A 25,008-nucleotide genomic window follows, 5' to 3' on the forward strand; every position below is an offset into this window, starting at 1 on the left:
CTGCTATCATGCCGGCCTTTCCGGCGTGACTGCTCGGTCCACTTTTCGCGCGCTCGGATCGTAGAACCAATTCCTGAGTAATTTAATGGGGCATATAGTTGACCTAAATACTCGGAAATAGCATAATCGCATCCAAACCGTGATGCTTGGTGCAAGCCGATGCGATTGACCACTAAAGGCCGTTATGCAGTGACCGCCATGCTCGATCTGGCGCTACATGCGCAGCATGGACCGGTTTCCCTCGCCGATATTTCGGAGCGGCAGGGCATTTCGCTTTCCTATCTTGAACAGCTGTTCGCCAAGTTGCGGCGTGGCAGCCTGGTCACCAGTGTGCGTGGACCTGGTGGCGGCTATCAGCTCTCGCGCGACATGGCGGGTATCCAGGTCGCTCAGGTAATCGATGCCGTTAATGAGTCGGTTGATGCCACTCGCTGCCAGGGGCTCGGAGGCTGTCATTCCGGGGATACCTGTCTGACTCACCACCTATGGTGCGATCTGAGTCAGCAGATACATGAATTTCTAAGCAGCATCAGCCTGGCTGATCTGGTCAAGCGCCAGGATGTGCAGCAGGTTGCGTTGCGCCAGGACATGCGGCGCGCCAACGGTGGCTCACCGCAGCTGGATAAGATCGAAGCGTCCGCCATCGAATGAGCCGGACGACCGCCTGATTAGGAGACAAGCGAATGAAACTGCCGATTTACCTGGATTATTCCGCCACCACTCCAGTTGATCCCCGTGTTGCCGCGAAGATGATCGAGTGCCTGACTATCGACGGCAATTTCGGTAACCCGGCTTCCCGATCGCATGCCTTCGGCTGGCGCGCCGAAGAGGCGGTGGAGAATGCTCGTCGCCAGGTGGCGGAGCTGGTGAATGCCGATCCCCGTGAAATCGTCTGGACCTCCGGTGCTACCGAGTCCGACAACCTTGCGATCAAGGGTGTGGCGCATTTCTATGCCAGCAAGGGCAAGCACATCGTCACCACCAAGATCGAGCACAAGGCAGTTCTGGATACCACTCGCCAGCTCGAGCGCGAAGGCTTCGAGGTGACCTACATCGAGCCGGGCGAGGACGGCATCATCACGCCGGCGATGGTTGAAGCAGCGTTGCGCGAGGACACCATCCTGGTGTCGGTGATGCATGTGAATAACGAGATTGGCACCATTAACGATATCGCCGCCATCGGCGAGCTGACCCGTGCCCGCGGCGTGCTGTTCCATGTCGATGCCGCGCAGTCCACTGGTAAGGTCGAGATCGATCTGGAGGCGATGAAGGTCGATCTGATGTCGTTCTCGGCACACAAGACCTATGGGCCGAAGGGTGTGGGTGCGCTTTATGTGCGTCGCAAGCCGCGTGTGCGTCTCGAGGCGCAGATGCATGGTGGTGGACATGAGCGCGGCATGCGTTCCGGTACGCTGGCGACCCATCAGCTGGTCGGGATGGGCGAAGCCTTCCGGATTGCCAAGGAGGAGATGGTTCAGGAGCGCGAGCATATTCGCGCCTTGCGCGACCGCTTCTTTAGGCAGGTCGAGCACCTGGAGGAGCTGTATGTGAATGGCAGCATGACCGCGCGGGTGCCGCACAACCTCAACCTCAGCTTCAACTATGTAGAAGGCGAGTCGCTGATCATGGCGCTCAAGGACCTGGCGGTTTCCTCCGGTTCAGCCTGTACCTCCGCCTCGCTCGAGCCCTCTTACGTGCTGCGCGCCCTGGGGCGCAACGACGAACTGGCGCACAGCTCGATTCGCTTCACCTTCGGACGTTTCACCACGGAGGAAGAGGTCGATTACGCAGCGCAGAAGGTCAGCGAAGCGGTAACCAAATTGCGTGAGCTGTCTCCCCTGTGGGACATGTTCAAAGACGGTGTCGACATTTCCAAGGTCGAGTGGCAGGCCCACTGAGCCGTCGGCTCCGCAACGCTTGATTCAGAGAGGATTGCATCATGGCTTACAGTGAAAAGGTCATCGACCACTACGAAAATCCGCGTAACGTCGGCAAGTTCGACGCCGAAGATCCGAACATCGGCACCGGCATGGTCGGTGCGCCGGCATGCGGCGACGTGATGCGGTTGCAGATCAAGGTCAACGAGCAGGGCATCATCGAAGACGCCAAGTTCAAGACCTATGGCTGTGGTTCGGCCATTGCCTCCAGCTCCCTCGCTACCGAGTGGATGAAGGGCAAGACGCTGGAGGAGGCAGAAACCATCAAGAACACCCAGCTCGCCGAAGAGCTGGCGCTGCCGCCAGTGAAGATTCACTGCTCGGTACTTGCCGAAGACGCGATCAAGGCCGCCGTGCGCGACTATCGCGAGAAGAAAGGCCTGCTCTAAGGAGGTTTGTCGATGGCTATCACCATGACCGAAGCCGCGGCCCAGCATGTCAATCGTTCGTTGCAGGGGCGTGGAAAGGGCGTAGGCGTGCGGCTGGGCGTCAGGACCACCGGCTGCTCCGGGTTGGCCTATGTGCTGGAATTCGTCGATGAAACCGGTGCTGAGGATGCGGTGTTCGAAAGTCATGGCGTCAAGGTCATCATCGATCCGAAAAGCCTCGTTTATCTTGACGGTACCGAGCTCGATTTCGTCCGCGAAGGGCTAAACGAAGGCTTCAAGTTCAATAACCCCAACGTGCGTGGCGAATGCGGCTGCGGCGAGAGCTTCAATATCTGAGGACGCTGTGGGCAATCCCTGTCATTACGCGCTTTTCGATCTGCAACCGGAGTTCGATCTCGATCTGAACGACCTGTCGGAGCGCTATCGAAATCTGGCGCGTCAGGTTCACCCCGACCGTTTTGCTGACGCCGGCGAGTCCGAGCAGCGTCAGGCGCTGGAGCGTTCGGCGAACCTCAATGAGGCATACCAGACGCTCAAGGCGCCGGCTCGTCGTGCGCGCTATCTGTTGAGCCTGCAGGGGCACGACCTGCCCCTGGAAGCCACTGTGCAGGACCCGGAGTTCCTCATGCAGCAGATGCATTGGCGTGAAGAGCTAGAGGCATTGCATGAGCAGGTCGACCTCCCGGGGGTCGCCACTTTCAAGGTGCGCCTCAAGGATGCCCAACGCGCGCTGGATGAGCGTTTCGCGCAGATCTGGCGCGATGCTGCAGCGCGGGAAGAGGCCGAGCGCCTGGTGCGCCGCATGCAGTTTCTCGACAAGCTGTCCCAGGAAGTGCGCCAACTCGAAGAGCGCCTCGACGATTAACCTTCGCGTGGCGCCTGGCGCTGCGCTCGACATCAGACAGATATGGCCTTACTTCAGATTGCCGAGCCCGGACAAAGCCCTCAGCCTCACCAGCGGCGCCTTGCCGTCGGAATAGATCTGGGCACCACCAATTCGCTGGTAGCTGCTCTGCGCAGTGGTGTCACGGCACCGCTGGCGGATGCCGATGGGCAGGTGATATTGCCTTCGGTCGTGCGCTACCACGCCGACCGCGTCGAAGTGGGGCGCGCCGCCAAGGTCGCGGCTGCGAGCGATCCGTTCAATACCATCAGCTCGGTCAAGCGCCTCATGGGGCGTGGCCTTGCCGACGTGAAGCAGTTGGGTGAGCAGCTCCCCTATCGCTTCAGCGGGGGCGAGTCGCAGATGCCGTTCATTGAGACGGTGCAGGGGCCCAAGAGTCCGGTGGAGATTTCCGCGGAGATACTGCGAGCGCTGCGCGAGCGCGCCGAGGCGACGCTTGGCGGAGAGTTGGTGGGGGCGGTGATCACGGTGCCGGCGTACTTCGATGATGCGCAACGCCAAGCTACCAAGGATGCGGCGCGGCTGGCCGGGCTGAATGTTTTGCGCCTGCTCAACGAGCCGACCGCTGCGGCGGTTGCCTATGGCCTCGACCGGCAGGCCGAGGGCGTGGTCGCGATCTACGATCTGGGCGGCGGCACGTTCGATATTTCCATTCTTCGCCTGACCAAGGGTGTGTTCGAAGTGCTGGCCACCGGCGGTGATACTGCGCTGGGTGGTGACGATTTCGATCACGCCGTGGCCGGGTGGATTCTCGATCAGGCCGGTATTTCCGGTGACCTCGAGCCAGGTGCGCAGCGCGAGCTGCTGAAGATTGCCTGTGCCGCGAAGGAGCGTCTGAGCGATGCCGATAGCGCACCGGTCAGCTATGCGGGCTGGCAGGGCCAGTTGGATCGGGCGACGTTCGATGCGCTGATCGAGCCAATGGTTGCGCGCAGCCTCAAGGCCTGTCGGCGTGCCGTGCGCGATTCCGCTGTTGAGGCGGATGAAGTCAGTGCAGTCGTCATGGTCGGCGGTTCGACGCGGGTTCCGCTGGTACGCAGTCTGGTTGGGCAGTTGTTTGGTCGCGAGCCGCTGACCGATATCGATCCGGACGAAGTAGTGGCAATCGGTGCCGCGATCCAGGCCGAAACGCTTGCCGGCAACAATCGTGACGGCAACGAACTGTTGCTGCTCGATGTGATTCCATTGTCGCTGGGCCTGGAGACGATGGGTGGGTTGATGGAAAAGATCATCCCGCGCAACACCACCATTCCGGTTGCACGCGCCCAGGACTTCACCACCTATAAAGATGGCCAGTCGGCCATGATGATTCACGTGCTGCAGGGTGAGCGCGAACTGATCGCCGACTGTCGTTCGCTGGCGCGCTTCGAACTGCGCGGCATTCCGCCGATGGTGGCGGGGGCGGCGAAGATCCGTGTGACGTTTCAGGTAGACGCCGACGGGTTGCTGAGTGTTTCGGCGCGCGAGCTGACCTCGGGCGTCGAGGCGAGCATCCAGGTCAAGCCGTCCTACGGGCTGACCGACGGCGAGATTGCGCGCATGCTCGAGGACTCCTTCCGCAAGGCCGGTGAGGACAAGCGGGCCCGCGCCCTGCGCGAACAGCTGGTGGATGCCCAGCGGCTGCTGGAGGCCGTGGAGGCGGCGCTGGCGGCTGATGGCGAGCGACTGCTGAGTGCCGAGGAGCGCGAAGCCATCGAAGAGCAGATGAATGCGCTGCGCGCGCTGCTCGACAGTCAGGACGGCGTTGCGATCGAGCGCCAGAGCAAGCGACTCAGCCAGATCACCGATGCCTTCGCTGCGCGTCGACTGGATTCAACCGTCAAGGCCGCGCTGGCCGGACGACGGCTCAACGATATCGAGGAATGACCCAGATGCCGCAGATCATCTTCCTGCCCAATGCCGAGCACTGCCCAGAAGGCGCTGTGATCGAGGCGCAAGCCGGCGAAACCGTACTGGATGCCGCGCTGCGCAACGGCATCGAGATCGAGCACGCCTGCGAGAAATCCTGTGCCTGCACCACTTGCCACGTAGTGATCCGCGAAGGTTTCGCCAGTCTGGAACCGTCCGATGAGCTCGAGGACGATATGCTGGACAAGGCCTGGGGGCTGGAGTCGACCTCGCGCCTGTCCTGTCAGGCTGTGGTCGACAAGGCCGATCTGGTCGTGGAAATCCCTAAATACACCATCAACCAGGTTTCCGAAGGGCATTGAGGCGAGGGCGTCATTCATGAGTCTGCATTGGACCGATGTACTGGATATCGCCATCGAGCTGGCCGAAGCGCGGCCTGAGGTCGACCCGCGCTACGTGAACTTCGTTGAACTGCATCGCTGGGTGCTGGAGCTGCCGGATTTTTCCGATGATCCACAGCGTGGCGGCGAGAAAGTGTTGGAAGCCATCCAGGCCGCCTGGATCGAAGAGGCGCAATAATCGGCGACTCTCCCTGGCGCCGATACGGCTTCGCTCGAACCTCTGGCTGCCGACTACCCTTATGTTTTGACCCGAACCCGCGTATGATTCGCGGGTTTGTTCGTTCGCTTTAACCCATCAGTTTTGGAGTCCTACATGGCCCTGCAACGCACCTTCTCCATCATCAAGCCCGATGCCGTCGCCAAGAACGTGATCGGCGAAATCACCACCCGTTTCGAGAAGGCCGGCCTGCGCGTCGTCGCTTCCAAGATGGTTCAGCTGTCCGAGCGTGAAGCCGCTGGCTTCTACGCCGAGCACAGCGAGCGCGGCTTCTTCAAGGATCTGGTTGCCTTCATGACTTCCGGTCCAGTCATCGTTCAGGTTCTGGAAGGCGAGAACGCCATTGCCAAGAACCGCGAACTGATGGGCGCCACCAACCCGAAAGAAGCCGCCGCTGGCACCATCCGCGCTGACTTCGCTGTCTCCATCGACGAGAACGCCGTGCACGGTTCCGACTCGGAAGCCTCCGCTGCACGCGAGATCGCCTACTTCTTCGCGGCCACCGAAGTGTGCGCACGCATTCGCTGATTGAGCGAAGGTGAATCCTATGATTGCCACGACCGGTAAGGTGAATCTGCTGGGCCTGACCCAGCCGCAGCTGGAAAGCTTCTTCGAGTCGATTGGGGAGAAGCGCTTCCGTGCCGGTCAGGTGATGAAGTGGATTCACCATTTTGGTGTCGATGATTTCGACGCCATGAGCAACATCGGCAAGACCTTGCGCGAAAAGCTCAAGGCCTGTGCCGAGATACGCGGCCCGGAAATCGTCAGTGAAGACATTTCCAGCGACGGCACCCGCAAATGGGTCGTGCGCGTTGCTTCGGGTAGCTGTGTCGAAACCGTCTACATCCCCCAGGCTGGACGTGGCACGCTGTGCGTATCGTCCCAGGCAGGCTGTGCGCTGGATTGCAGCTTCTGCTCCACCGGCAAACAGGGCTTCAACAGCAACCTCACCGCCGCCGAGGTGATCGGTCAGGTGTGGATTGCCAACAAATCCTTCGGCACCGTCCCGGCGAAAGTCGACCGCGCCATCACCAACGTGGTGATGATGGGCATGGGCGAGCCACTGCTGAATTTCGATAACGTGGTTGCCGCCATGCAAATCATGATGGACGACCTCGGTTACGGTATCTCCAAACGCAAGGTTACGCTCTCGACTTCTGGTGTCGTGCCGATGATCGATGAGCTGGCCAAGGTCATTGATGTGTCTCTGGCGCTGTCGTTGCACGCGCCGAACGATGCGTTGCGTGACCAGTTGGTGCCGATCAACAAAAAGTATCCGCTGCAGATGCTGCTGGAATCCTGTCAGCGTTACATTTCGCGACTTGGCGAGAAGCGCGTGCTGACCATCGAGTACACCCTGCTGCAGGGTGTCAACGATCAGCCCGAACATGCCGAGCAGATGATTGCGCTGCTGGCGAAAATCCCCTGCAAGATCAATCTGATTCCATTCAATCCATTCCCTCATTCCGGATATGAGCGCCCCAGCAACAATGCCATCCGGCGTTTTCAGGACATCCTGCACAAAGCCGGGCACAATGTGACGGTGCGTACGACCCGCGGCGAAGACATCGATGCCGCTTGCGGCCAGCTCGTCGGTCAGGTGCTGGACCGCACCCGCCGTAGCGAGCGCTACATCGCCGTGCGTGAACTGCAGACCGAGCCCGATACCGCGCGCGCTGCTTCGAACCGATCCTGAGGGGGTACTGATGACCTTGCGCGTTGCGCTGCTGTTGCTATTGGCCGGCCTGACTGGCTGTGTTTCGACCGGCACTGTCGATCCGCTGAAAACCGAAGAAGGGCGCCAGCAGGCACGCGATGCCTACATTCAGCTGGGTATCGGCTACGTACAGCAGGGCACCGCGTCGCGGGCTAAGACGCCACTGCGCAAGGCTCTGGAGCTCGATCCGCGCAGCGCTGATGCACACGCGGCGCTGGCGTTGGTATTCCAGACGGAAATGGAAAATGAGCTGGCCGATAAGCATTACCGCGAAGCGCTGGCCAGTCGTCGAGACGCGCGGATTCTGAACAACTACGGCAGTTTTCTGTTCGAGCAGAAACGCTATGCCGAAGCGCTCGAACGATTCACCCAGGCCTCGGAAGACAATCTGTATCCCGAGCGTGCGCGGGTCTTCCAGAACATGGGCATGACCGCGTTGAAGCTGAACCAGCCGGAGCAGGCCGAGAAGTATTTCACTCGTGCGCTGCGCCTGGACAGTCGTCAGCCTGGCGCGCTGCTGGAACTCGCGCTGATGGCCTATGACGCCAAACAGTACGTCCCTGCCAAGGCCTACTACGACAGCTACAGCCAACTTGCCGAGCAGAACGCCCGTAGCCTGCTGCTCGGTATCCGTCTGGCCGATATCCACGGGGATCGCGACAGGGCAGCCAGTCTGGCGCTGCAGCTCAAGCGTCTGTATCCCGGCACGGCCGAATATCAGCAATACCTTTCGGAGCAACGATGACAGCGCCGAACCACGAGGCTGCCCCGATGGGCGCCAATCCGGGTGAAACCCTGCGCCAGGCTCGCGAGAGCAAGGGCTGGTCGTTGGCGTCCGTTGCCCAGCAGCTCAATCTGACGGCCCGCTCGGTCGCGCAGATCGAGGCTGGCGATTTCAGCCAGTTACCGGGGCATACCTTTGCCCGTGGATACGTCAGAGCCTACGCCAAACTGCTGGAACTGGACCCTAACCGGCTCGTTCAGGAGTTCGATCAGCATACTGGCACCAGCGCCACTGGCAGCAATGTCACCAGCCTGGGGCGCATCGAAGAGCCCGGACGACTGTCGCGAAGCGTTTTGCGGTTCTTCGGCTTTGCTCTACTGCTGGTCGTGGCGGGCGCCAGTTTTTACTGGTGGCAAGAGCGTATCCAGCAGCCAGAGACCGCGCCTGCGGTGACAGCGCTGGACAGTATCGAAGTGGAAACGGCCGACGGTACCACGCAGATTCATCTGCTCGATCGGCCGGAAGACCAGGAGGAGGTCGCGGACGCTCCGCTACCCACAACAGACGAACAACCGTCGACGACCGAGTCTACGCCGCAGCCTGACGAGCAGGGCATGTCGACTCCGGCTAATGAGGCAAACACCGTTGTCGATCAGTCGGTATCGGAAGTTGCCGAGCCGCAGACCAGCGCCGCGCCGGAAACCCAGGTGAGCGCGCCAGTCACCGAGACTCCGTCGGAGCCGGCAGTGGTGCCCGCCGCTGGTGAGGGTCGTCTGGTCCTGCAGTTCAGTGCCGATTGCTGGACCAGGGTGACCGATGCCGACGGTCGCGTGCTCTATAGCGGCCTGGCCAAGGCTGGCAGCGAGCACAGCGTCACCGGCAAGGCGCCGCTCGATGTCCATCTGGGCTACGCGCGCGGCGCGCAGGTCAGTTACAACGGCGCGGCCGTGGATCTTGCCTCGTATGTTCGCGGCGAGACGGCGCGTATCAAGCTGGGGCAGTAAGCATGCATTCAGAGTCTCCCATCAAACGTCGCCCATCTCGCAAGATCTGGGTAGGCAACGTTGCGGTCGGCGGCGATGCGCCGATCTCCGTGCAGAGCATGACCAACACCGAGACGTGCGATGTCGAAGCGACTGTCGGACAGATTCGTCGCCTGGCAGATGCCGGTGCCGATATCGTGCGCGTCTCGGTGCCGTCGATGGAGGCCGCCGAGGCTTTTGGGCAGATCAAACAGCAGGTTCAGTTGCCGCTGGTCGCGGATATCCATTTCGATTACCAGATCGCCCTGCGCGTGGCCGAACTGGGTGTCGATTGTTTGCGCATCAACCCGGGCAACATCGGTCGCGAGGATCGGGTGCGCGCGGTAGTCGAGGCTGCGCGCGACCGCGGCATTCCGATCCGCATCGGCGTCAACGCCGGTTCGCTGGAGAAGGACCTGCAGAAGAAATACGGTGAGCCGACGCCCGAGGCGCTGGTCGAGTCGGCGCTGCGCCATGTCGAGCATCTGGATCGGCTGAACTTTCCCGACTTCAAGGTCAGCGTGAAGGCCTCCGATGTGTTCATGGCGGTCGAGGCCTACCGTCAGCTGGCCAAGCAGATCGAGCAGCCGCTGCATCTGGGGATCACCGAGGCCGGCGGGCTGCGCTCCGGAACGGTGAAGTCGGCAGTCGGACTGGGCATGCTGCTCGCCGAGGGCATCGGCGACACCATCCGTGTTTCGCTGGCTGCCGATCCGGTGGAAGAGATCAAGGTTGGGTTCGATATCCTCAAATCACTGCACCTGCGTTCGCGAGGCATCAACTTCATTGCCTGCCCCAGCTGCTCGCGGCAGAACTTCGACGTGGTCAAGACCATGAACGAGCTGGAGGCGCGCGTCGAGGATCTGCTGGTGCCGCTGGACGTAGCGGTCATCGGCTGTGTGGTCAACGGCCCAGGCGAAGCCAAGGAGGCGCATATCGGCCTGACCGGCGGCAGCCCGAGCAACCTGGTGTATATCGACGGCAAGCCGGCGCAGAAGCTGAACAACGAGAATCTGGTTGACGAGCTGGAGCAGCTGATCCGCCGCAAGGCGGCCGAGAAGCTCGAAGCGGATGCCGCGCTCATTGCCCGTAGTTGATTGTTAAGGAATTCCTTTGAGCAAGTCCCTGCAAGCCATTCGTGGCATGAACGACATCCTGCCGGCGCAGACTCCGCTCTGGCGCTACCTGGAGGGCACTTTTGCGCAGCTGCTCGACAGCTACGGCTATAGCGAAATCCGCCTGCCCATCGTCGAATACACCGAACTGTTCGCCCGTGGCATCGGTGAAGGAACCGATGTCGTCGACAAGGAGATGTACACGTTTCGTGATCGCAACGACGAATCGCTGACGCTGCGTCCAGAAGGTACTGCCGGCTGCGTGCGCGCGGTACTCGAACACGGCCTAACCGGCGGCGGCCAGGTGCAGAAGCTCTGGTACACCGGCCCGATGTTTCGCTACGAGAAACCGCAGAAGGGGCGTTATCGTCAGTTTCACCAGATCGGCGTGGAAGTGTTCAATCAGCCTGGCCCGGACGTAGACGCCGAGCTGATCGTGCTCACCGCTCGTCTGTGGAAACAGCTCGGCATGAGCGAAGCGGTGACGCTGCAGCTCAACAGCCTTGGCTCCAGCGAAGCGCGTGTACGTTATCGCGACGCGCTGGTCGCCTACCTGCAGCAGCGGTTCGATCAGCTCGACGAAGACAGCCAGCGCCGCCTGACTACCAACCCGCTGCGCATCCTCGACAGCAAAAATGTCCAGACCCAAGCGTTGCTGACCGATGCGCCGACGCTGCACGACTACCTCGATGAGGAGTCACGCGAGCATTTCGACGGGCTGAAGGCGCGCCTGGATGCGGTCGGTATCGCCTACGAGATCAACCCGAAGCTGGTGCGCGGACTCGATTATTACGGCCGCACGGTGTTCGAGTGGGTGACCGACAAGCTCGGCGCGCAGGGAACGGTCTGTGCCGGCGGCCGATACGATGGGCTGGTTAGCCAGTTCGGCGGCAAGCCCACCCCGGGAGTCGGCTTCGCGATGGGCGTCGAACGCCTGGTGCTGCTGCTGGAAACCCTCGACTTGGTCCCCGCAACGCTGAATCAGCCGCCGCACGCGTTCATCTGCGCATTCGGCGAAGCGGCCGAACTGGCGGCACTCGGTCTGGCCGAGCGTCTGCGCGACGCCTTACCGGGCCTGCGTCTGCTGGTCAATGCCGGCTCTGGCAGCTTCAAGAGTCAGTTCAAGAAGGCCGACAAGAGCGGCGCACATTTCGCGCTGATTCTCGGTGAGGACGAACTTGCCGGGCGCGTGGTAGGTTGCAAGCCGCTGCGCGATGACAGCGAACAACAAAGCATTGCCTGGGATGCTCTACCCGAGCGTCTGGCTGCCTGCCTCGAGCAGGTCTGAGACTAAGCGAATGGAAGGAGTGACAGCGTGACCTCGGGTACCGAAGAAGAACAACTGGCACAAATCAAGGATTGGTGGCAGCGCAACGGCAAGCCTTTGCTCACGGGTGGCGCTCTCGCCGTGGCGCTGGTGTTCGGCTGGCAGTTCTGGCAGAACCATCAGCTCAACCAGGCGTATAACGCATCCGGGCTGTACCAGCAGCTGCTGACGGCTGCGCTGGAGTCCGGCAAGGCGGACGCCGCGGAAGTGGCGCGCCTGGGCAATCAGCTGAAGCAGGACTTTGCCGGTACTCATTACGCTCAGTACGGTAGCCTGTTTGTCGCCAAGGTGGCGGTTGAGGGCGGCCGTCTGGACGAAGCCGCTGCCGAATTGCGCGCAATTGTCGACAAGCCTGCCGACGCAACGCTCGGCGAGCTGGCGCGTCAGCGCCTGGCACGTGTGCTGGCGGCGCAGGACAAGGCAGAAGATGCCCTCAAACTGCTCGAAGGCGAGGCCGACAAGGCCTTCGCCGCCAGCCGCGAGGAGCTGCGCGGTGATCTGTTGGTGCAGCTGGGCCGCGTGGACGAGGCGCATGCCGCCTATACCAAGGCCAAACAGGCGCTGTCGCAGGATGCCGCAATCGGCGGTCTGCAGCTGAAGCTGGACGATCTGGCCCGAGGGGAGGCGTAACCGATGCGCTGGAAGACTGCCGCGTTGCTGACCTTCGCCGTACTGGCCGCCGGGTGCAGCAGCAATGACACGAAAGAGCCGGAGCCTGCGGAGCTGACCAAGTTTGAAGCCGAGGTCGAACTACAGAAGCAATGGAGCCGCTCGATTGGCGAGGGCCAGGGCGAAACCTACAGCCTGCTGGTGCCTGCGGTGTACGGCGAGCAAATCTATGCTGCCGACGTCGAGGGCCTGGTGGTTTCCGTAGATCGCCTGACCGGCAAGGTCAACTGGAAGACCGACCTCGAAGTGCCGGTTTCCGGTGCGGTCGGTGCGGGCTATGGTCTGGTGTTGGTCGGCACGCTGCGCGGCGAGGTGATCGCGCTGGACGTCGCCAGCGGCGAGGAGCGCTGGCGCAGTCGGGTCAGCAGTGAGGTGCTGGCCGCTCCGGCGGTGAACGGCGACATCGTGCTGGTGCAGACCCAGGATGATCGTCTGATCGCACTGGAAATCGACACTGGCGCGCAGCGCTGGAGCTACGAAGGCTCGCCAGCGGTACTCACCCTGCGCGGCACCGGCGCGCCGGTACTGACCAATCAGCTGGCGATTGCCGGTCTGTCCAACGGCAAGGTCATCGCGCTGGATACGCGCCGCGGTCTGCCGGTGTGGGAGCAGCGTGTGGCGATCCCGCAGGGACGTTCCGAGCTGGAGCGTGTGGTGGATATCGACGGTGGCCTGCTGCTGTCCGGCGGTACGCTGTATGTCGCCACCTACCAGGGGCGTGCGGCGGCGCTGGATGTCGAAAGCGGCCGTATCCAGTGGCAACGCGATGCTTCCACCTATTCCGGCGTTGCACTGGGCTACGGTAGCGTCTATTTGAGCCTCGCCAGCGGCACCGTGGAGGGTGTCGACGAACGTTCCACCACGGCGTTGTGGAGCAACGATGCACTGGCGCGCCGCCAGCTTTCGGCTCCGGCGGTGTTTTCCAGTTACGTGCTGGTGGGCGACCGTGAAGGCTATCTGCATCTGCTGAGCCAGGTGGATGGGCGTTTCGTGGCCCGTGAGCGTATCGACAGCTCCGGACTGCGCGCGCGCCCGGTTGTCGAGGGCGATTGGCTGTACGTATTCAGCAATGACGGCAAGCTGGTCGCGTTGACCATCCGCCGAGACGACTGATACGCCGGAGTCGTCCTGACGCTCCGCCGCCGCGGAGCGTTCGATTGTATGGCCGCTGCCTTGCAGCGGCCTTCGTGTTTTCTGAAATATCGCAATGGAGAGCCGCATGGTTCCCGTAATAGCTCTGGTGGGGCGTCCGAACGTCGGCAAATCCACCCTGTTCAATCGGCTCACCAAGAGCCGCGACGCCATCGTCGCCGAGTACGCCGGCCTGACCCGTGATCGCCAGTATGGCGAGGCCAAATGGCAGGGGCGCACCTACATCGTGATCGACACCGGGGGCATTTCCGGTGACGAGGAAGGCATCGACGCGAAAATGGCCGAACAGTCGCTGCAGGCCATCGAAGAGGCTGATGCGGTGCTGTTCATGGTCGACTCGCGTGCGGGGCTGACTGCCGCCGACCAGATGATCGCTGAGCACCTGCGCAAGCGGAACAAGCGCAGCTTCCTGGTCGCGAACAAGGTCGACACCGTCGACCCGGATCTCGCGCGGGCGGAGTTCAGCCCGCTGGGGCTGGGCGATGCGCTGCCCATCGCGGCGGCGCACGGTCGCGGCATCAGCCACATGCTGGACGCGGCGCTGGGCATCTTCCCCAAGGACAACGCCGAAGAGGGCGAGGCGGTTGAAGGCGAGGTAGCCGAGGAGGTTGCGGAGGGGCAGGAGGCCAAGCGCATCCCCGGGCCTAGCGAGAAGGATGGCATCAAGATCGCCATCATCGGCCGGCCTAACGTCGGCAAGTCGACGCTGGTCAACCGCATGCTCGGCGAAGAGCGGGTCATCGTCTACGACCAGGCTGGCACCACGCGCGACAGCATCTACATTCCGTTCGAGCGCGATGGCGAGAAGTACACGCTGATCGACACCGCCGGCGTGCGCCGGCGCGGCAAGATCTTCGAGGCGGTGGAAAAGTTCTCCGTAGTCAAGACACTGCAGGCGATCCAGGACGCCAACGTGGTGATCTTCGTCATGGATGCCCGTGAGGGCGTTGTCGAGCACGATCTCAACCTGCTCGGCTTCGTACTGGAAACCGGCCGTGCGCTGGTCATCGCGCTGAACAAGTGGGATGGCATGGAGCCGGGTGAGAAGGACTACGTGAAGACCGAGCTGGAACGCCGCCTGTTCTTCGTCGACTTCGCCGATATCCACTTCATCTCGGCCAAGCATGGCACCGGGGTCGGGCACCTGTACAAGTCGGTGCAGGCGTCGTTCACCTCCGCGGTTACTCGCTGGCCAACCAGCCGCCTGACGCAAATCCTCGAGGACGCGGTGCGCGAGCACCAGCCGCCAATGGTCGCCGGCCGCCGCATCAAGCTGCGCTATGCGCACCTGGGCGGCGCCAACCCGCCGCTGATCGTGATCCACGGCAATCAGGTCGATGCGGTGCCGAAGTCCTACTCGCGTTATCTGGAGAACACCTACCGACGTGTTCTGAAGCTGGTCGGCACGCCGATCCGCATCGAATACAAGGGCGGTGAGAACCCGTACGAGGGCAAGAAGAACACCCTCACCGATCGCCAGGTCAACAAGAAACGCCGCTTGATGAGCCATCACAAGAAGGCCGAGAAGAAGCGCCGCGACAAGAAGCGCTAGCGGCGAGCGCCGGGGCAGAGGCTGGACGGGCCGGGCGGCGGCGTGCATGCTCGGTCTCACTCCAAGCCCCGGGTCCCTGGCGTTTTGTATCGATGATTACCAGCAAACTGCCCAACGTCGGCACCACCATCTTCACCACCATGTCGCAGCTCGCCGCCGAAACCGGCGCGCTCAACCTGTCGCAGGGCTTCCCGGATTTCGACGGCCCGCTGGCACTGCGCGAGGCGCTGGCGCGGCACGTCATGGCCGGGCACAACCAGTACGCACCGATGACCGGCCTGCCAGCCTTGCGCGAGCAGGTGGCGGTCAAGGTGCGTTCGCTTTACGGTCGAAACGCCTGCGCCGATCGCGAGATCACCATCAGTCCCGGTGCCACCCAGGCGATATTCTGCGCGATCCAGGCAGTGGTTCGCGCCGGTGACGAAGTCATCGTGTTCGATCCCTGCTACGACAGCTACGAGCCGGCCGTGCAGCTGGCCGGCGGTGTGTGCATCCACCAGCCGCTGACCCTGCCGGACTTCCGGATCGACTGGCAGCGCCTGGCTGACGCGCTCACGCCGCGCACACGGATGATTGTGCTGAATACCCCGCACAATCCCAGCGGTGCGCTGATCGAAAGCAGCGAGCTGGATCGCCTCGCCGAGCTGATCCGCGGGCGTGACATCTATCTGCTCAGCGATGAGGTTTACGAACATCTGGTGTTCGATGGTCGTGCACACGCCAGCGTGTTGCGCCATGACGAGCTGTACCAGCGTGCCTTTGTTGTGAGCTCGTTCGGCAAGACCTATCACGTTACCGGCTGGAAGACCGGCTATGTAGTGGCACCGCCGGCGCTGACGGACGAGCTGCGCAAAGTGCATCAGTACGTCAGTTTCACCGCAGTGACGCCGTTGCAGTGGGCGCTGGCCGATTTCATGGCCGGGCATCCCGAACACATCGTCGAATTGCCGGCGTTCTACCAGGCCAAGCGCGATCTGTTCTGCGACCTGCTGGCCGGCTCGCGCCTGCGATTCGAGCGGGCCGCGGGTACCTATTTTCAGCTGATCGACTATTCGGCCATTCGTCCGGACCTTGACGACGTGGCGATGGCCCAGTGGCTCACCCGCGAGCACGGCGTGGCCAGCATCCCGATTTCGGTGTTCTACCAGCGGCCGCCGCAGGGGCTGCGGCTGGTGCGCTTCTGCTTTGCCAAACGAGAGGAGACGCTGCGTCAGGCGGCGGAACGACTATGCGCGATCTGAACAACCTGCCCGATCTCGAACTGGCGCTGGTCCAGACCTCGTTGGTCTGGCAGGACGCGCCGGCCAACCGTGAGCGCTTCGCCGCCATGCTGGAGCAGGCCCGCGGCGCCGATCTGGTCATCCTTCCAGAGATGTTCACCACCGGTTTCTCGATGGAGGCGGCGGCGCTGGCCGAGCCGGAGGAGGGGCCGAGTTACGCATGGCTGCGTGAGCAGGCGATACGGCTCGATGCGGTGGTGACCGGTAGCCTGATCGTCGAGGCCGCCGATGGCAGCCATCGCAACCGCCTGCTCTGGGCGCGTCCTGATGGCCAGATGCTGCATTACGACAAGCGCCACCTGTTCCGCATGGCCGGCGAGCATCGGCATTACACGCCGGGGGCTCAGCAGGCAGTATTCGAGCTGAACGGCTGGCGGGTGCGTCCGCTTATCTGTTACGACCTGCGCTTCCCGGTCTGGAGTCGCGACCCGCACGGTACCGACCTGCTGCTGTACACCGCCAACTGGCCGGCTGCCCGCCGTGATGCGTGGAGCCGTCTGCTGCCGGCGCGCGCGATCGAGAATCTGTGTTTCGTCGCTGCGGTCAACCGTATCGGCGAGGATGGCAAGGGACACGCCTACAGTGGCGACAGCCAGGTGCTGGATTTCAAGGGCGATACCCTCCTTGATGCCGGCGAGCGCGACGGCGTTCTGCGTTGCACGTTGCGTGCGCGCGATCTGGCAGCGTTCCGTGAGCGCTTCCCGGCCTATCACGACGGCGACGCCTTCGAGTTACAGCTCTGACGCGGCGCCGGGAAGGCAAGCTGCGGCGCTAGCGCACCGCGCGCAGCAGGTAGGCCTGCTTGTGCCCGCGCTGTTCGTAGTCATGCATCGCCTGTTCGGCTGCGCGGTAATCGCTGAAACGGTGCATTTCCACTTCGTTGCCGTTGTCATCGATCCGGTAGAGCGCCCAGCAAGGCGCTCTTTGCGGTTGAGCGGCAGGCTGTTCGACCGGAGCGTGCAACGAGCGGGCGTGCTCGGTGGATGCGTCGCGCGGCCGGCGTCTGCGCTGCCAGACCCACGCGTAAACCAGCACATTGATGATCAGCACCACGCCGGCCAACACGTATTGCACCGGCAGCGTCAGCCAGTCTGGATAAAGCAGCGGCAGCACGTAGTGTTCGATGAATCCTTCGCTGTAGCCCGTCTCGCCAGCCAGCTGGCGTAGCGCCTGTTCCCAGTAGGTAAGGGGGCAACCGCGGTCGGCCAGCTCGACGTAGATCGCCCAGCCCATCGCCAGCAGATGAATCGGCAGCAAGCCGCGCCAGCGCGCCACCAGCAGTCCGCCGAACAGGGCAAACAGCACGAATCCCAGATGTAGGATCAGCAGTGCGTCGGCGCCGAGGCGGTAGGGCATGGCGATCAGCCTTCGGGCTTGTTATGCGTCTCGAGCACGGCGATCTGCCGGTCCTGCAGACGATCGATGCCGAGCAGCACCGCGCTGGCGCCGAGTAAGGCCAGCAGCATGTCCGACTGCGTGTCCCAGGGATCGCCTTGGGTACCGAGGAAGTCGGTGGCACCACCACCGGCGATCAGCGCTACCCACCACTCGATCAACTCGTAGAACGCACTGATCGCCAACGCCACGCAGATAGCCAGGAAATTCAGCATCGCCCCAGGCGTCACGTAGCGCTGCCGCAGCAGGATTTCGCGCGCCACCAGCATCGGCACCAGCCCCTGCATGAAATGGCCGAGTTTGTCGTAGGGGTTGCGCTGCAGGTCGAACAGCTCCTGGACCCAGAAGCCCAGCGGAACCCGGGCATAGGTGTAGGCGCCGCCGAGGATCAGTACCAGCGCATGGAAGGCGATCAGGACGTAGAGCAGGCGAGTTAGCGGGAAACGATGATGGGTCGCCAGCAGCACGGGGGTGGCGAGCAGCACCGGACTGACTTCCAGCAGCCAGGTCGCACGGTCATAAGGCTGGATGCCAGAGAGGATGAGCGCCAGCAGCACGATCAGGCCGAGGGTGACGTAAAGCGTGTTGTTCTGCATGGCGTCCTGGCAATGGTATCGATGCCCACAGCATGCCGCTGCCGATGAACGGCGACAAGCTGTCCGGCTGACTCAGCGACTGGCGAAGTCGCCGGTGCAACGCTGCAGATTGACGGTCCCGACATGGTGGTTGGCATTGCCCTGCGCGCAGGCAACGCGCTGGTTGCGCCAGCGCTCCCATTCACTGACTGGGTAGCGGCGATTCCACAGCTCGTAGAGCCGCCGGTCCTGGCGGGACAGGCGTAGCTGGTAACGCTCGCTCATGTACAGGTAGGTGCGGGCGATAGCGCCGCGGCTGCGTTCGGGCGGCATCGCCGTGCGCTGCTTGAAATCCACCACCATGGGGCATTCGCCGTACTGCCCTGGCCGGGCCGGAAGCATGCCGAAACCGAAATTGCTGCGGTCGCCGTTGACCTCGCCGACCACCGGAACCAGGTTGTGCAGATCGGCTTCGGCACGGCTGAATACCGGATCGTTGGCGGTGCAGTGCTTGCGTCCGCCCCGTTGCCAGCAGCGTCGCTGATGGCCGATCACCCAGGCTGGGACGATATGCTCCCACTCCACGCGAGCGGCGCGCTGTGGCTGTTTGCGCGGTACATAGCCGCAGCTGGCAAGGTCGATGCGATTACCGCGGTAGCGGCAGCCGCAGTAGAAATCCACCGGGCGCTCGGCGTGGATTTGCCACGCTAGCTTTTTCGCTTCGCGAAAGGTGCGCGGCGCGTCGGCATGGGCGGCGGCACCGCAGAAGACAAGGAGCAGCAGAAGACTGAAGTGACGCATGGCATTCTCGACAACCGAACGAGTAACGCATCCATGCGGCGCGGCATATTAGCCCTCAGCGTTGAGAGAAAGACCAATAAAAACAATTGGTTGTGATTTTTTCGACGAACGGCGTGCTGCCCCCGCTCTCGTTCGGAGAGCGGGGCGGGCGTTAGTCCGTTCAGGCTGCGGTGAGCGTTGCCATGTCGATCACGAAGCGGTACTTCACATCGCTCTTGAGCATGCGCTCGTAGGCCTGGTTGATGTCCTGCATGCGGATCATCTCGATATCCGCGACGATGCCGTGCTCGGCGCAGAAATCCAGCATTTCCTGCGTCTCGGCGATGCCGCCGATCAGCGAGCCGGCGATGCGCCGACGCTTGAAGATCAGCCCGAACACGCTGGGTGAAGGATGTGGCGAGGCCGGCGCGCCAACCAGCGTCATGGTGGCGTCGCGTTTGAGCAGGTTGACGAAGGCGTCGAGGTTATGTGGCGCGGCGACGGTGTTGAGAATGAAATCGAAGCTGTTGACGTGTGCGGCCATCTCGTCCTTGTTCTTCGACACCACCACTTCCGAGGCACCCAGGCGCAGGGCGTCGTCCTTCTTGTCCGGCGAGGTGGTGAACAGCACCACTCGGGCGCCCATGGCGTTGGCGATCTTCACCGCCATGTGGCCGAGCCCGCCGAGGCCGACCACGCCGACCTTCTGTCCCGGGCCAACCTTCCACTGGCGAAGCGGCGAATAGGTGGTGATGCCTGCGCACAGCAGCGGTGCGACGGCGGCCAGGTTATCGGTGTGGCGGATGCGCAGCACGTATTTCTCATCCACCACGATACGGTCCGAATAGCCGCCCAGGGTGTTTTCGCCGCCACCGAACGCCGGACCGTTGTAGGTGCCGACGAAGCCGTTTTCGCAGTACTGCTCCAGTCCTTCGCCGCAGGACGGGCAGTTGCGGCAGCTGTCGACCAGGCAGCCGACTCCGGCCAGGTCACCGACCTTGAAGGTGCTCACTGCCGAGCCGACGGCGCTGACGCGGCCGACGATCTCGTGCCCGGGGACCGAGGGATATAGGGTGTTGTTCCACTCGTTGCGTGCGGTGTGCAGGTCGGAGTGGCACACGCCGCAGAACAGGATCTCGATCTCGACATCGTGTTCGCCCGGCGAGCGGCGCTGGAAACGGTAAGGTGCGAGCGGGCTGTTGGGGTCTTGGGCGGCATAGCCCTGTGCATCGATCATGGGAAGCTCCTGGTGGGTGAGGGGGCGAGGATTGGTGAACAGGGTAGACCGCCGGCGCGTGGCTGTGGTTGCTGACGGACGCTGTAGCAGCGATAAAAAAAGGGATGCCTTGGCATCCCTTGTGATCGTGCGGTTTCGCTTCAGGCCGCTTTCGTCCCGGCTTCGCGCAAGGCACGGTTCAGGGCACTGAACAGCGCGCGGATGCTCGCCGTGGTGATGTTTTCGTCGATGCCGATGCCATGCAGCGGGCGCTCGCCATCCAGTCGTACCTCGATGTAGGACGCGGCCTTGGCGTTGCTGCCAGCGCCGATGGCGTGCTCGTGGTAATCCATGATCTCCAGCTTGACCGGCAGCGCGGCGACCAGCGCTTCCAGCGGGCCCTTGCCGATGCCGCGCCAGTGCTGCGACTGGTTATCGGCGAGCACCTCGACATCCAGCGCGCTGGTGCCGTTCTCCTCTTGCAGCCGATGGCCCTTGAGCGCGTACGGCGCAGTCGCCTGCAGATACTCCGCTTCCAGCAGCGCGTAGATCTGCTTGGCGCTCATTTCCAGGCCCAGGCGATCGGTTTCCTTCTGCACCACCTGGCTGAACTCGATCTGCATGCGCCGCGGCAGACTGATGCCGTATTCCTGCTCGAGCAGGAAGGTGATGCCACCCTTGCCGGACTGGCTGTTGACGCGGATCACTGCCTCGTAGCTGCGGCCGATGTCGGCCGGATCGATCGGCAGGTAGGGCACTTCCCATATACCGTTCGGGTCCTGCTGCGAGAAACCCTTGCGGATCGCGTCCTGGTGCGAGCCGGAGAAGGCGGTATGCACCAGATCGCCGACGTACGGGTGGCGCGGGTGGACCGGCAGCTGATTGCATTCCTCGACCACCTTGCGCACGGCATCGATGTCGGAGAAATCCAGCTGCGGATTGACGCCCTGGGTGTAGAGGTTCAGCGCCACGGTGACGAGGTCGACGTTGCCGGTGCGCTCGCCGTTGCCGAACAGGCAGCCCTCGACACGGTCGGCGCCGGCCATCAGGCCCAGCTCGGTGGCGGCCACGCCGGTGCCGCGGTCGTTGTGGGTGTGCAGGCTGACCAGCACGCTGTCGCGACGCGCGATGTTTCGGCAGAAGTGTTCGATCTGATCGGCGTAGACGTTAGGCGTGGCCGCCTCGACCGTGGCCGGCAGGTTGAGAATGAGCTTGTTCGCCGGGGTCGGCTGGAACACCTCGACCACCGCGTTGCACACCTCGACGGCGAACTCCGGCTCGGTGGAGCTGAAGATCTCCGGCGAATACTCGAAGCGCCATGCGGTCTCGGGGTGCTGTTCGGCGAGGCGCTTGATGATCCGGCCGGCATTCACGGCGATCTGGATCACTCCGGCCTTGTCCTGATTGAAGACGATGCGTCGGAAGCTCGGCGCGGTGGCGTTGTAGTAATGAACGATCGCCTGCTTGGCGCCCTTGAGCGACTCGAACGTGCGGGTAATCAGATCCTCGCGAGCCTGCGTCAGCACTTGGATGGTCACGTCGTCGGGGATATGCCCGCCGTCGATCAGCTCGCGCACGAAGTCGAAGTCGGTTTGCGAGGCGGAGGGGAAGCCGACCTCGATTTCCTTGAGGCCTACCGCGACCAGTGTCTTGAAGAAACGCATCTTCTTTGCCGCGTCCATCGGCTCGATCAGCGACTGGTTGCCATCGCGCAGGTCGGAGCTCAGCCAGATCGGTGCCTGGGTGATGGTCTTCGACGGCCAGGTGCGGTCCGGCATGGCGAGGGTCGGAAAGGCGCGATATTTCGTCGATGGATTCTTGAGCATGGTCATGGCGTTTCCCTGTTGTTGGCGCGGGCAGGGAATCGGGTCACCTGCCGCCGCAGTCGTTCATGAGACGAACGTTATGGTTTTCTGTGGCCGAATTGCAACAACGCTTCGAAAAATGGCAGGAAGCACCATCTAGATATAATTTCAGCAATATAATTTCATTTTCTGGAATTTATTGTCTGTTTGCTTGCTATGTGGTTGTGCGGCGCCATGCCGCACCACTTCGGTGCGGTGACATGCGATCATCCAGCCGCACCCGCCGTGGGTGGTAAATCAGCCTGTTCGAACAAGGGATTCGTCGGTGACGCGCAAAGGGCTTTCGACATTGAGTATCTGGCTTGGCCTGTTCGCCATGCTGATGATTCATGTCGGCCCGCTGTATTCCGCGCTCCAGGTATCGCCGCCGGAACCGGCGGTCATGGGCGAGCATCACCACGCCGCGCATGAGCACGCCGAGGAGGGCGCGCCGGTCAAGGCGGTCGCGCACCATCGAGCGCTTTCCAGTGACGGTCCGGCCTGGCTGACGGCCTTGGAGCTGTGTGGCTATTGCGAGTTGCTCACGCTCAATCCGCCGTTGACCCTGTCCGTCGATCTGGCGCTGCCACTGCATCGCCCTGCCTATTTCCACGCCCTGCCGCAGGCGCCGCTGCCGTCTGCCGAGCGCCGCAGCAGCGGCCATCCACGCGCCCCGCCATATCTGCAGAGTTGAATTTTCAAGGCCGCCAACGCGGCTATTCAAAAATGCAGATGTGGAAAGAACTATGTCCAGTAACACTATTGGCTGTGCGGCGCGCTCGCGCCTGTCCGTTGATTTTTCGCTTCGTCCTTCGCGCCGCCGCTGGCAATTGGCGCACGCCGCATTACTGAGTCTGCTCAGCGGTGCCGCACTGGCTGCCGAGCCGATGGATCACTCGCATCACACCGAGGCAGCCGACTCGGTCGAGCTGGCACCGATGGTCATCACTGGCGTGGCTCAGCAGTCGCCGCTGACAGTGGTCACCGATCCGAAGATCCCGCGCCAGCCGGTTCCGGCCAGCGACGCCGGCGATTACCTCAAGACCATCCCGGGCTTTTCCGCGGTGCGTAATGGTGGGGTGAACGGCGATCCGGTGTTCCGCGGCATGTTCGGCTCGCGGCTGAAACTGCTGAGCAACGGTGGCGAGATGCTGGGTGCGTGCCCGAATCGCATGGACTCGCCGAGCTCGTACATCAGCCCGGATACCTTCGACAAGCTGACCGTCATCAAAGGACCGCAGAGCGTGCTCTGGGGCCCGGGGGCTTCGGCGGCAACGATCCTGTTCGAGCGTGAACCGGAACAGTTCAGCGAACCGGACTATCGCATCAACGCCAGCCTGCTGACCGGCTCCAACGGCCGCTTCGACCGCAATATCGATGCCGCGGCGGGCAGCGAGCAGGGCTACGCGCGGCTGATGGCCAACAGCTCTCAGGCCGACGATTACGAGGATGGCAACGGCGACACCGTGCCGTCGCGCTACGACAAGTGGAACACCGATGTCGCGCTGGGCTGGACGCCGGATGCCGACACGCTCGTTGAGCTGACCGCCGGGCGCGGCGACGGCTATGCGCGCTATGCCGGACGCGGCATGGACGGCAGCCAGTTCCAGCGCGAAAGCCTGGGGCTGCGCTTCAAGAAAACCAACATCGGCGAGACGTTCTACGGGCTGGAGGCGCAGGTCTACTACAACTACGCCGATCACATCATGGACAACTTCAGCCTGCGCAGTCCGGGCGGAATGATGCCCAACCCAACGCTTTCGCGGGTCGATCGTCGCACCGTCGGTGGGCGTCTGGTCGGCACCTGGCAGTGGACCGACGTCGAGCTCAAGGCCGGTGTCGATGCGCAGCGTAGCGAACACCGTAAGGTGATGGATCCGACCAAGGCAGTTAACCAGACCGTTCTCGCGGCCGGTAGCGGCGCTCTGCCGTGGGTACCGGATGCGATGCTGCACAGTTATGGACTGTTTGGCGAGCTGACCTGGGATATCACCGACACTCAAAAAGTGGTCAGCGGCGTACGGGTAGATCTGCACGAGGCCGAGGATCAGCGCGAATTTTTCAACAGCCACGATCCTTCCAGCATGCCGATGGTCAAGCGTGACTGGGCTAACCCCACCGCTGGCGAAACCCGTCGCGATACGCTGTACAGCGGCTTCGTGCGTTACGAGGAAGAGCTGTCCAGTCTGCCGGCTACCTGGTATGCCGGGCTTGGCCACGCGCAGCGCTTCCCTGACTACTGGGAGCTGTTCGTCTCCAATCCGGGGCCGGTTGGCACCGTGCAGCCGTTCGACTCGGTGCGTCCGGAAAAGACCACGCAGCTGGATGTCGGTCTGCAGTACGCCAAGGGGCCGCTGGAGGCCTGGGTATCCGCCTACGCCGGTGTGGTCGAGGACTACATCCTGTTCAGCTATGTACCTGGGGTGATGCCGGGAATGATGCGCGCCGATGTCAGCAACATCGACGCCACCATCGCCGGTGCCGAGGCGGGTGCAAGCTACCGTTTCACCAGCAACTGGAAGGGTGATGCCAGCCTGGCCTACGCCTGGGGCAAGAACCGCAGCGATGATCGTGCCATGCCGCAGATCCCGCCGCTGGAAGGGCGTCTGGGCCTGACCTACGAACGCGACAACTGGAGCACCAGTGGTCTCTGGCGTGTGGTGGCTTCGCAGGGCCGGGTCGCCGAAAACCAGGGTACGGTGGTCGGCAAGGACTTCGACGAGAGTTCGGGCTTCGGAGTGCTGGCGGTCAACGGTGCCTATCGGTTCAACAAGAACTTCAAGTTCAGCACCGGCATCGACAACCTGCTGGACAAGAACTACAGCGAGCATCTCAACCTGGCCGGCAGCGCGGGCTTCGCCGATTACGGGCTCGACCCGACTACACGGGTCAACGAGCCGGGGCGTACCTACTGGGCGCGCGTCGACATGAGCTTCTGATTCAC

At 62.7% G+C, this 25,008-nt stretch carries 26 protein-coding genes; 21 read left to right on the plus strand and 5 right to left on the minus strand.

From position 1 onward, the window contains the following. Positions 1-159: 159 nt before the first annotated feature. The 19 genes from iscR to AC0ZJQ_RS06520 all read left to right on the plus strand — a co-directional run bounded on the left by iscR (position 160) and on the right by AC0ZJQ_RS06520 (position 16,997). Positions 160-651, plus strand: coding sequence for a Fe-S cluster assembly transcriptional regulator IscR (iscR, locus tag AC0ZJQ_RS06430; protein WP_008568057.1), 492 nt, complete (start codon positions 160-162; stop codon positions 649-651). Positions 652-683: 32 nt separating this feature from the next. Beyond that, entirely contained in the window at positions 684-1,898 is a 1,215-nt protein-coding gene (locus AC0ZJQ_RS06435; RefSeq protein WP_043296170.1) for an IscS subfamily cysteine desulfurase, read from the plus strand. 41 nt (positions 1,899-1,939) lie between these two features. Then, on the plus strand, positions 1,940-2,326 hold the full coding sequence (iscU, locus tag AC0ZJQ_RS06440; RefSeq protein ID WP_043296172.1) for a Fe-S cluster assembly scaffold IscU: 387 nt from the start codon (positions 1,940-1,942) through the stop codon (positions 2,324-2,326). Between the two features lie 12 nt (positions 2,327-2,338). After that, positions 2,339-2,662, plus strand: a complete 324-nt coding sequence (gene iscA, locus AC0ZJQ_RS06445) for an iron-sulfur cluster assembly protein IscA (RefSeq protein WP_008568054.1) — start codon at positions 2,339-2,341, stop codon at positions 2,660-2,662. Between the two features lie 7 nt (positions 2,663-2,669). After that, on the plus strand, positions 2,670-3,191 hold the full coding sequence (gene hscB / locus AC0ZJQ_RS06450; protein ID WP_008568053.1) for a co-chaperone HscB: 522 nt from the start codon (positions 2,670-2,672) through the stop codon (positions 3,189-3,191). Positions 3,192-3,233: 42 nt separating this feature from the next. Beyond that, positions 3,234-5,096 (plus strand): Fe-S protein assembly chaperone HscA, encoded by a 1,863-nt coding sequence (gene hscA, locus AC0ZJQ_RS06455; protein WP_237264601.1) that lies wholly within the window; start codon positions 3,234-3,236, stop codon positions 5,094-5,096. Between the two features lie 5 nt (positions 5,097-5,101). Further along, positions 5,102-5,440 carry an ISC system 2Fe-2S type ferredoxin gene (gene fdx, locus AC0ZJQ_RS06460; protein WP_237264722.1) on the plus strand — a complete coding sequence of 113 codons (339 nt, stop codon included), beginning with the start codon at positions 5,102-5,104 and terminating at the stop codon, positions 5,438-5,440. Between the two features lie 16 nt (positions 5,441-5,456). Beyond that, on the plus strand, positions 5,457-5,657 hold the full coding sequence (gene iscX / locus AC0ZJQ_RS06465; RefSeq protein ID WP_003288298.1) for a Fe-S cluster assembly protein IscX: 201 nt from the start codon (positions 5,457-5,459) through the stop codon (positions 5,655-5,657). Positions 5,658-5,792: 135 nt separating this feature from the next. Next, entirely contained in the window at positions 5,793-6,224 is a 432-nt protein-coding gene (ndk, locus tag AC0ZJQ_RS06470) for a nucleoside-diphosphate kinase (protein WP_003288300.1), read from the plus strand. Positions 6,225-6,243: 19 nt separating this feature from the next. Beyond that, complete coding sequence (gene rlmN / locus AC0ZJQ_RS06475) at positions 6,244-7,392, plus strand: dual-specificity RNA methyltransferase RlmN (RefSeq protein WP_237264600.1); 1,149 nt, start codon at positions 6,244-6,246, stop codon at positions 7,390-7,392. Between the two features lie 10 nt (positions 7,393-7,402). Further along, positions 7,403-8,158 carry a type IV pilus biogenesis/stability protein PilW gene (gene pilW, locus AC0ZJQ_RS06480; protein WP_155552324.1) on the plus strand — a complete coding sequence of 252 codons (756 nt, stop codon included), beginning with the start codon at positions 7,403-7,405 and terminating at the stop codon, positions 8,156-8,158. Beyond that, positions 8,155-9,141 carry a RodZ domain-containing protein gene (locus AC0ZJQ_RS06485; RefSeq protein ID WP_237264598.1) on the plus strand — a complete coding sequence of 329 codons (987 nt, stop codon included), beginning with the start codon at positions 8,155-8,157 and terminating at the stop codon, positions 9,139-9,141. Before pilW ends, AC0ZJQ_RS06485 begins: the two co-directional genes overlap by 4 nt. Positions 9,142-9,143: 2 nt before the next feature. After that, positions 9,144-10,256 carry a flavodoxin-dependent (E)-4-hydroxy-3-methylbut-2-enyl-diphosphate synthase gene (gene ispG / locus AC0ZJQ_RS06490; RefSeq protein ID WP_476477523.1) on the plus strand — a complete coding sequence of 371 codons (1,113 nt, stop codon included), beginning with the start codon at positions 9,144-9,146 and terminating at the stop codon, positions 10,254-10,256. 16 nt (positions 10,257-10,272) lie between these two features. Then, positions 10,273-11,562 carry a histidine--tRNA ligase gene (gene hisS, locus AC0ZJQ_RS06495; protein WP_476477524.1) on the plus strand — a complete coding sequence of 430 codons (1,290 nt, stop codon included), beginning with the start codon at positions 10,273-10,275 and terminating at the stop codon, positions 11,560-11,562. Between the two features lie 27 nt (positions 11,563-11,589). Beyond that, positions 11,590-12,231, plus strand: coding sequence for a YfgM family protein (locus AC0ZJQ_RS06500; protein ID WP_213662979.1), 642 nt, complete (start codon positions 11,590-11,592; stop codon positions 12,229-12,231). Positions 12,232-12,234: 3 nt separating this feature from the next. Beyond that, positions 12,235-13,383, plus strand: coding sequence for an outer membrane protein assembly factor BamB (gene bamB / locus AC0ZJQ_RS06505; protein ID WP_476477525.1), 1,149 nt, complete (start codon positions 12,235-12,237; stop codon positions 13,381-13,383). A gap of 106 nt (positions 13,384-13,489) precedes the next feature. Next, positions 13,490-14,974 (plus strand): ribosome biogenesis GTPase Der, encoded by a 1,485-nt coding sequence (gene der / locus AC0ZJQ_RS06510; protein ID WP_102827282.1) that lies wholly within the window; start codon positions 13,490-13,492, stop codon positions 14,972-14,974. 92 nt (positions 14,975-15,066) lie between these two features. Continuing rightward, positions 15,067-16,215, plus strand: a complete 1,149-nt coding sequence (locus AC0ZJQ_RS06515) for a pyridoxal phosphate-dependent aminotransferase (RefSeq protein WP_102827281.1) — start codon at positions 15,067-15,069, stop codon at positions 16,213-16,215. Next, positions 16,203-16,997, plus strand: a complete 795-nt coding sequence (locus AC0ZJQ_RS06520) for an amidohydrolase (RefSeq protein WP_167136484.1) — start codon at positions 16,203-16,205, stop codon at positions 16,995-16,997. Before AC0ZJQ_RS06515 ends, AC0ZJQ_RS06520 begins: the two co-directional genes overlap by 13 nt. A gap of 28 nt (positions 16,998-17,025) precedes the next feature. Here AC0ZJQ_RS06520 and AC0ZJQ_RS06525 read toward each other — a convergent pair whose 3' ends face one another. The 5 genes from AC0ZJQ_RS06525 to leuA form a co-directional block, all read right to left on the minus strand. Next, the gene (locus AC0ZJQ_RS06525; protein WP_102827279.1) at positions 17,026-17,610 is read right to left on the minus strand and encodes a DUF2784 domain-containing protein; all 585 of its coding nucleotides are present in this window, start codon (positions 17,608-17,610) and stop codon (positions 17,026-17,028) included. A 5-nt stretch (positions 17,611-17,615) separates the two neighbouring features. Next, positions 17,616-18,245, minus strand: a complete 630-nt coding sequence (locus tag AC0ZJQ_RS06530; protein ID WP_008568038.1) for a DUF2238 domain-containing protein — start codon at positions 18,243-18,245, stop codon at positions 17,616-17,618. Between the two features lie 72 nt (positions 18,246-18,317). Next, positions 18,318-19,025: an endonuclease gene (locus tag AC0ZJQ_RS06535; protein WP_008568036.1), complete on the minus strand. Its 708-nt coding sequence runs from the start codon at positions 19,023-19,025 to the stop codon at positions 18,318-18,320. A 160-nt stretch (positions 19,026-19,185) separates the two neighbouring features. Then, the gene (locus AC0ZJQ_RS06540; RefSeq protein WP_008568034.1) at positions 19,186-20,241 is read right to left on the minus strand and encodes an NAD(P)-dependent alcohol dehydrogenase; all 1,056 of its coding nucleotides are present in this window, start codon (positions 20,239-20,241) and stop codon (positions 19,186-19,188) included. A 140-nt stretch (positions 20,242-20,381) separates the two neighbouring features. Then, positions 20,382-22,052 (minus strand): 2-isopropylmalate synthase, encoded by a 1,671-nt coding sequence (leuA, locus tag AC0ZJQ_RS06545; RefSeq protein ID WP_008568033.1) that lies wholly within the window; start codon positions 22,050-22,052, stop codon positions 20,382-20,384. Positions 22,053-22,374: 322 nt separating this feature from the next. Between leuA and AC0ZJQ_RS06550 the strand changes: the two genes are divergently transcribed. Together AC0ZJQ_RS06550 and AC0ZJQ_RS06555 are read left to right on the plus strand one after the other, a co-directional pair. After that, a complete protein-coding gene (locus AC0ZJQ_RS06550) occupies positions 22,375-22,758 on the plus strand; it encodes a DUF2946 family protein (RefSeq protein ID WP_178099712.1) in 384 nt (127 codons plus the stop codon). A gap of 52 nt (positions 22,759-22,810) precedes the next feature. After that, positions 22,811-25,003, plus strand: coding sequence for a TonB-dependent copper receptor (locus AC0ZJQ_RS06555; protein WP_155552338.1), 2,193 nt, complete (start codon positions 22,811-22,813; stop codon positions 25,001-25,003). The last annotated feature ends 5 nt before the right edge of the window (positions 25,004-25,008 follow it).

Source organism: Stutzerimonas sp. 21-1 (genome assembly GCF_056336065.1).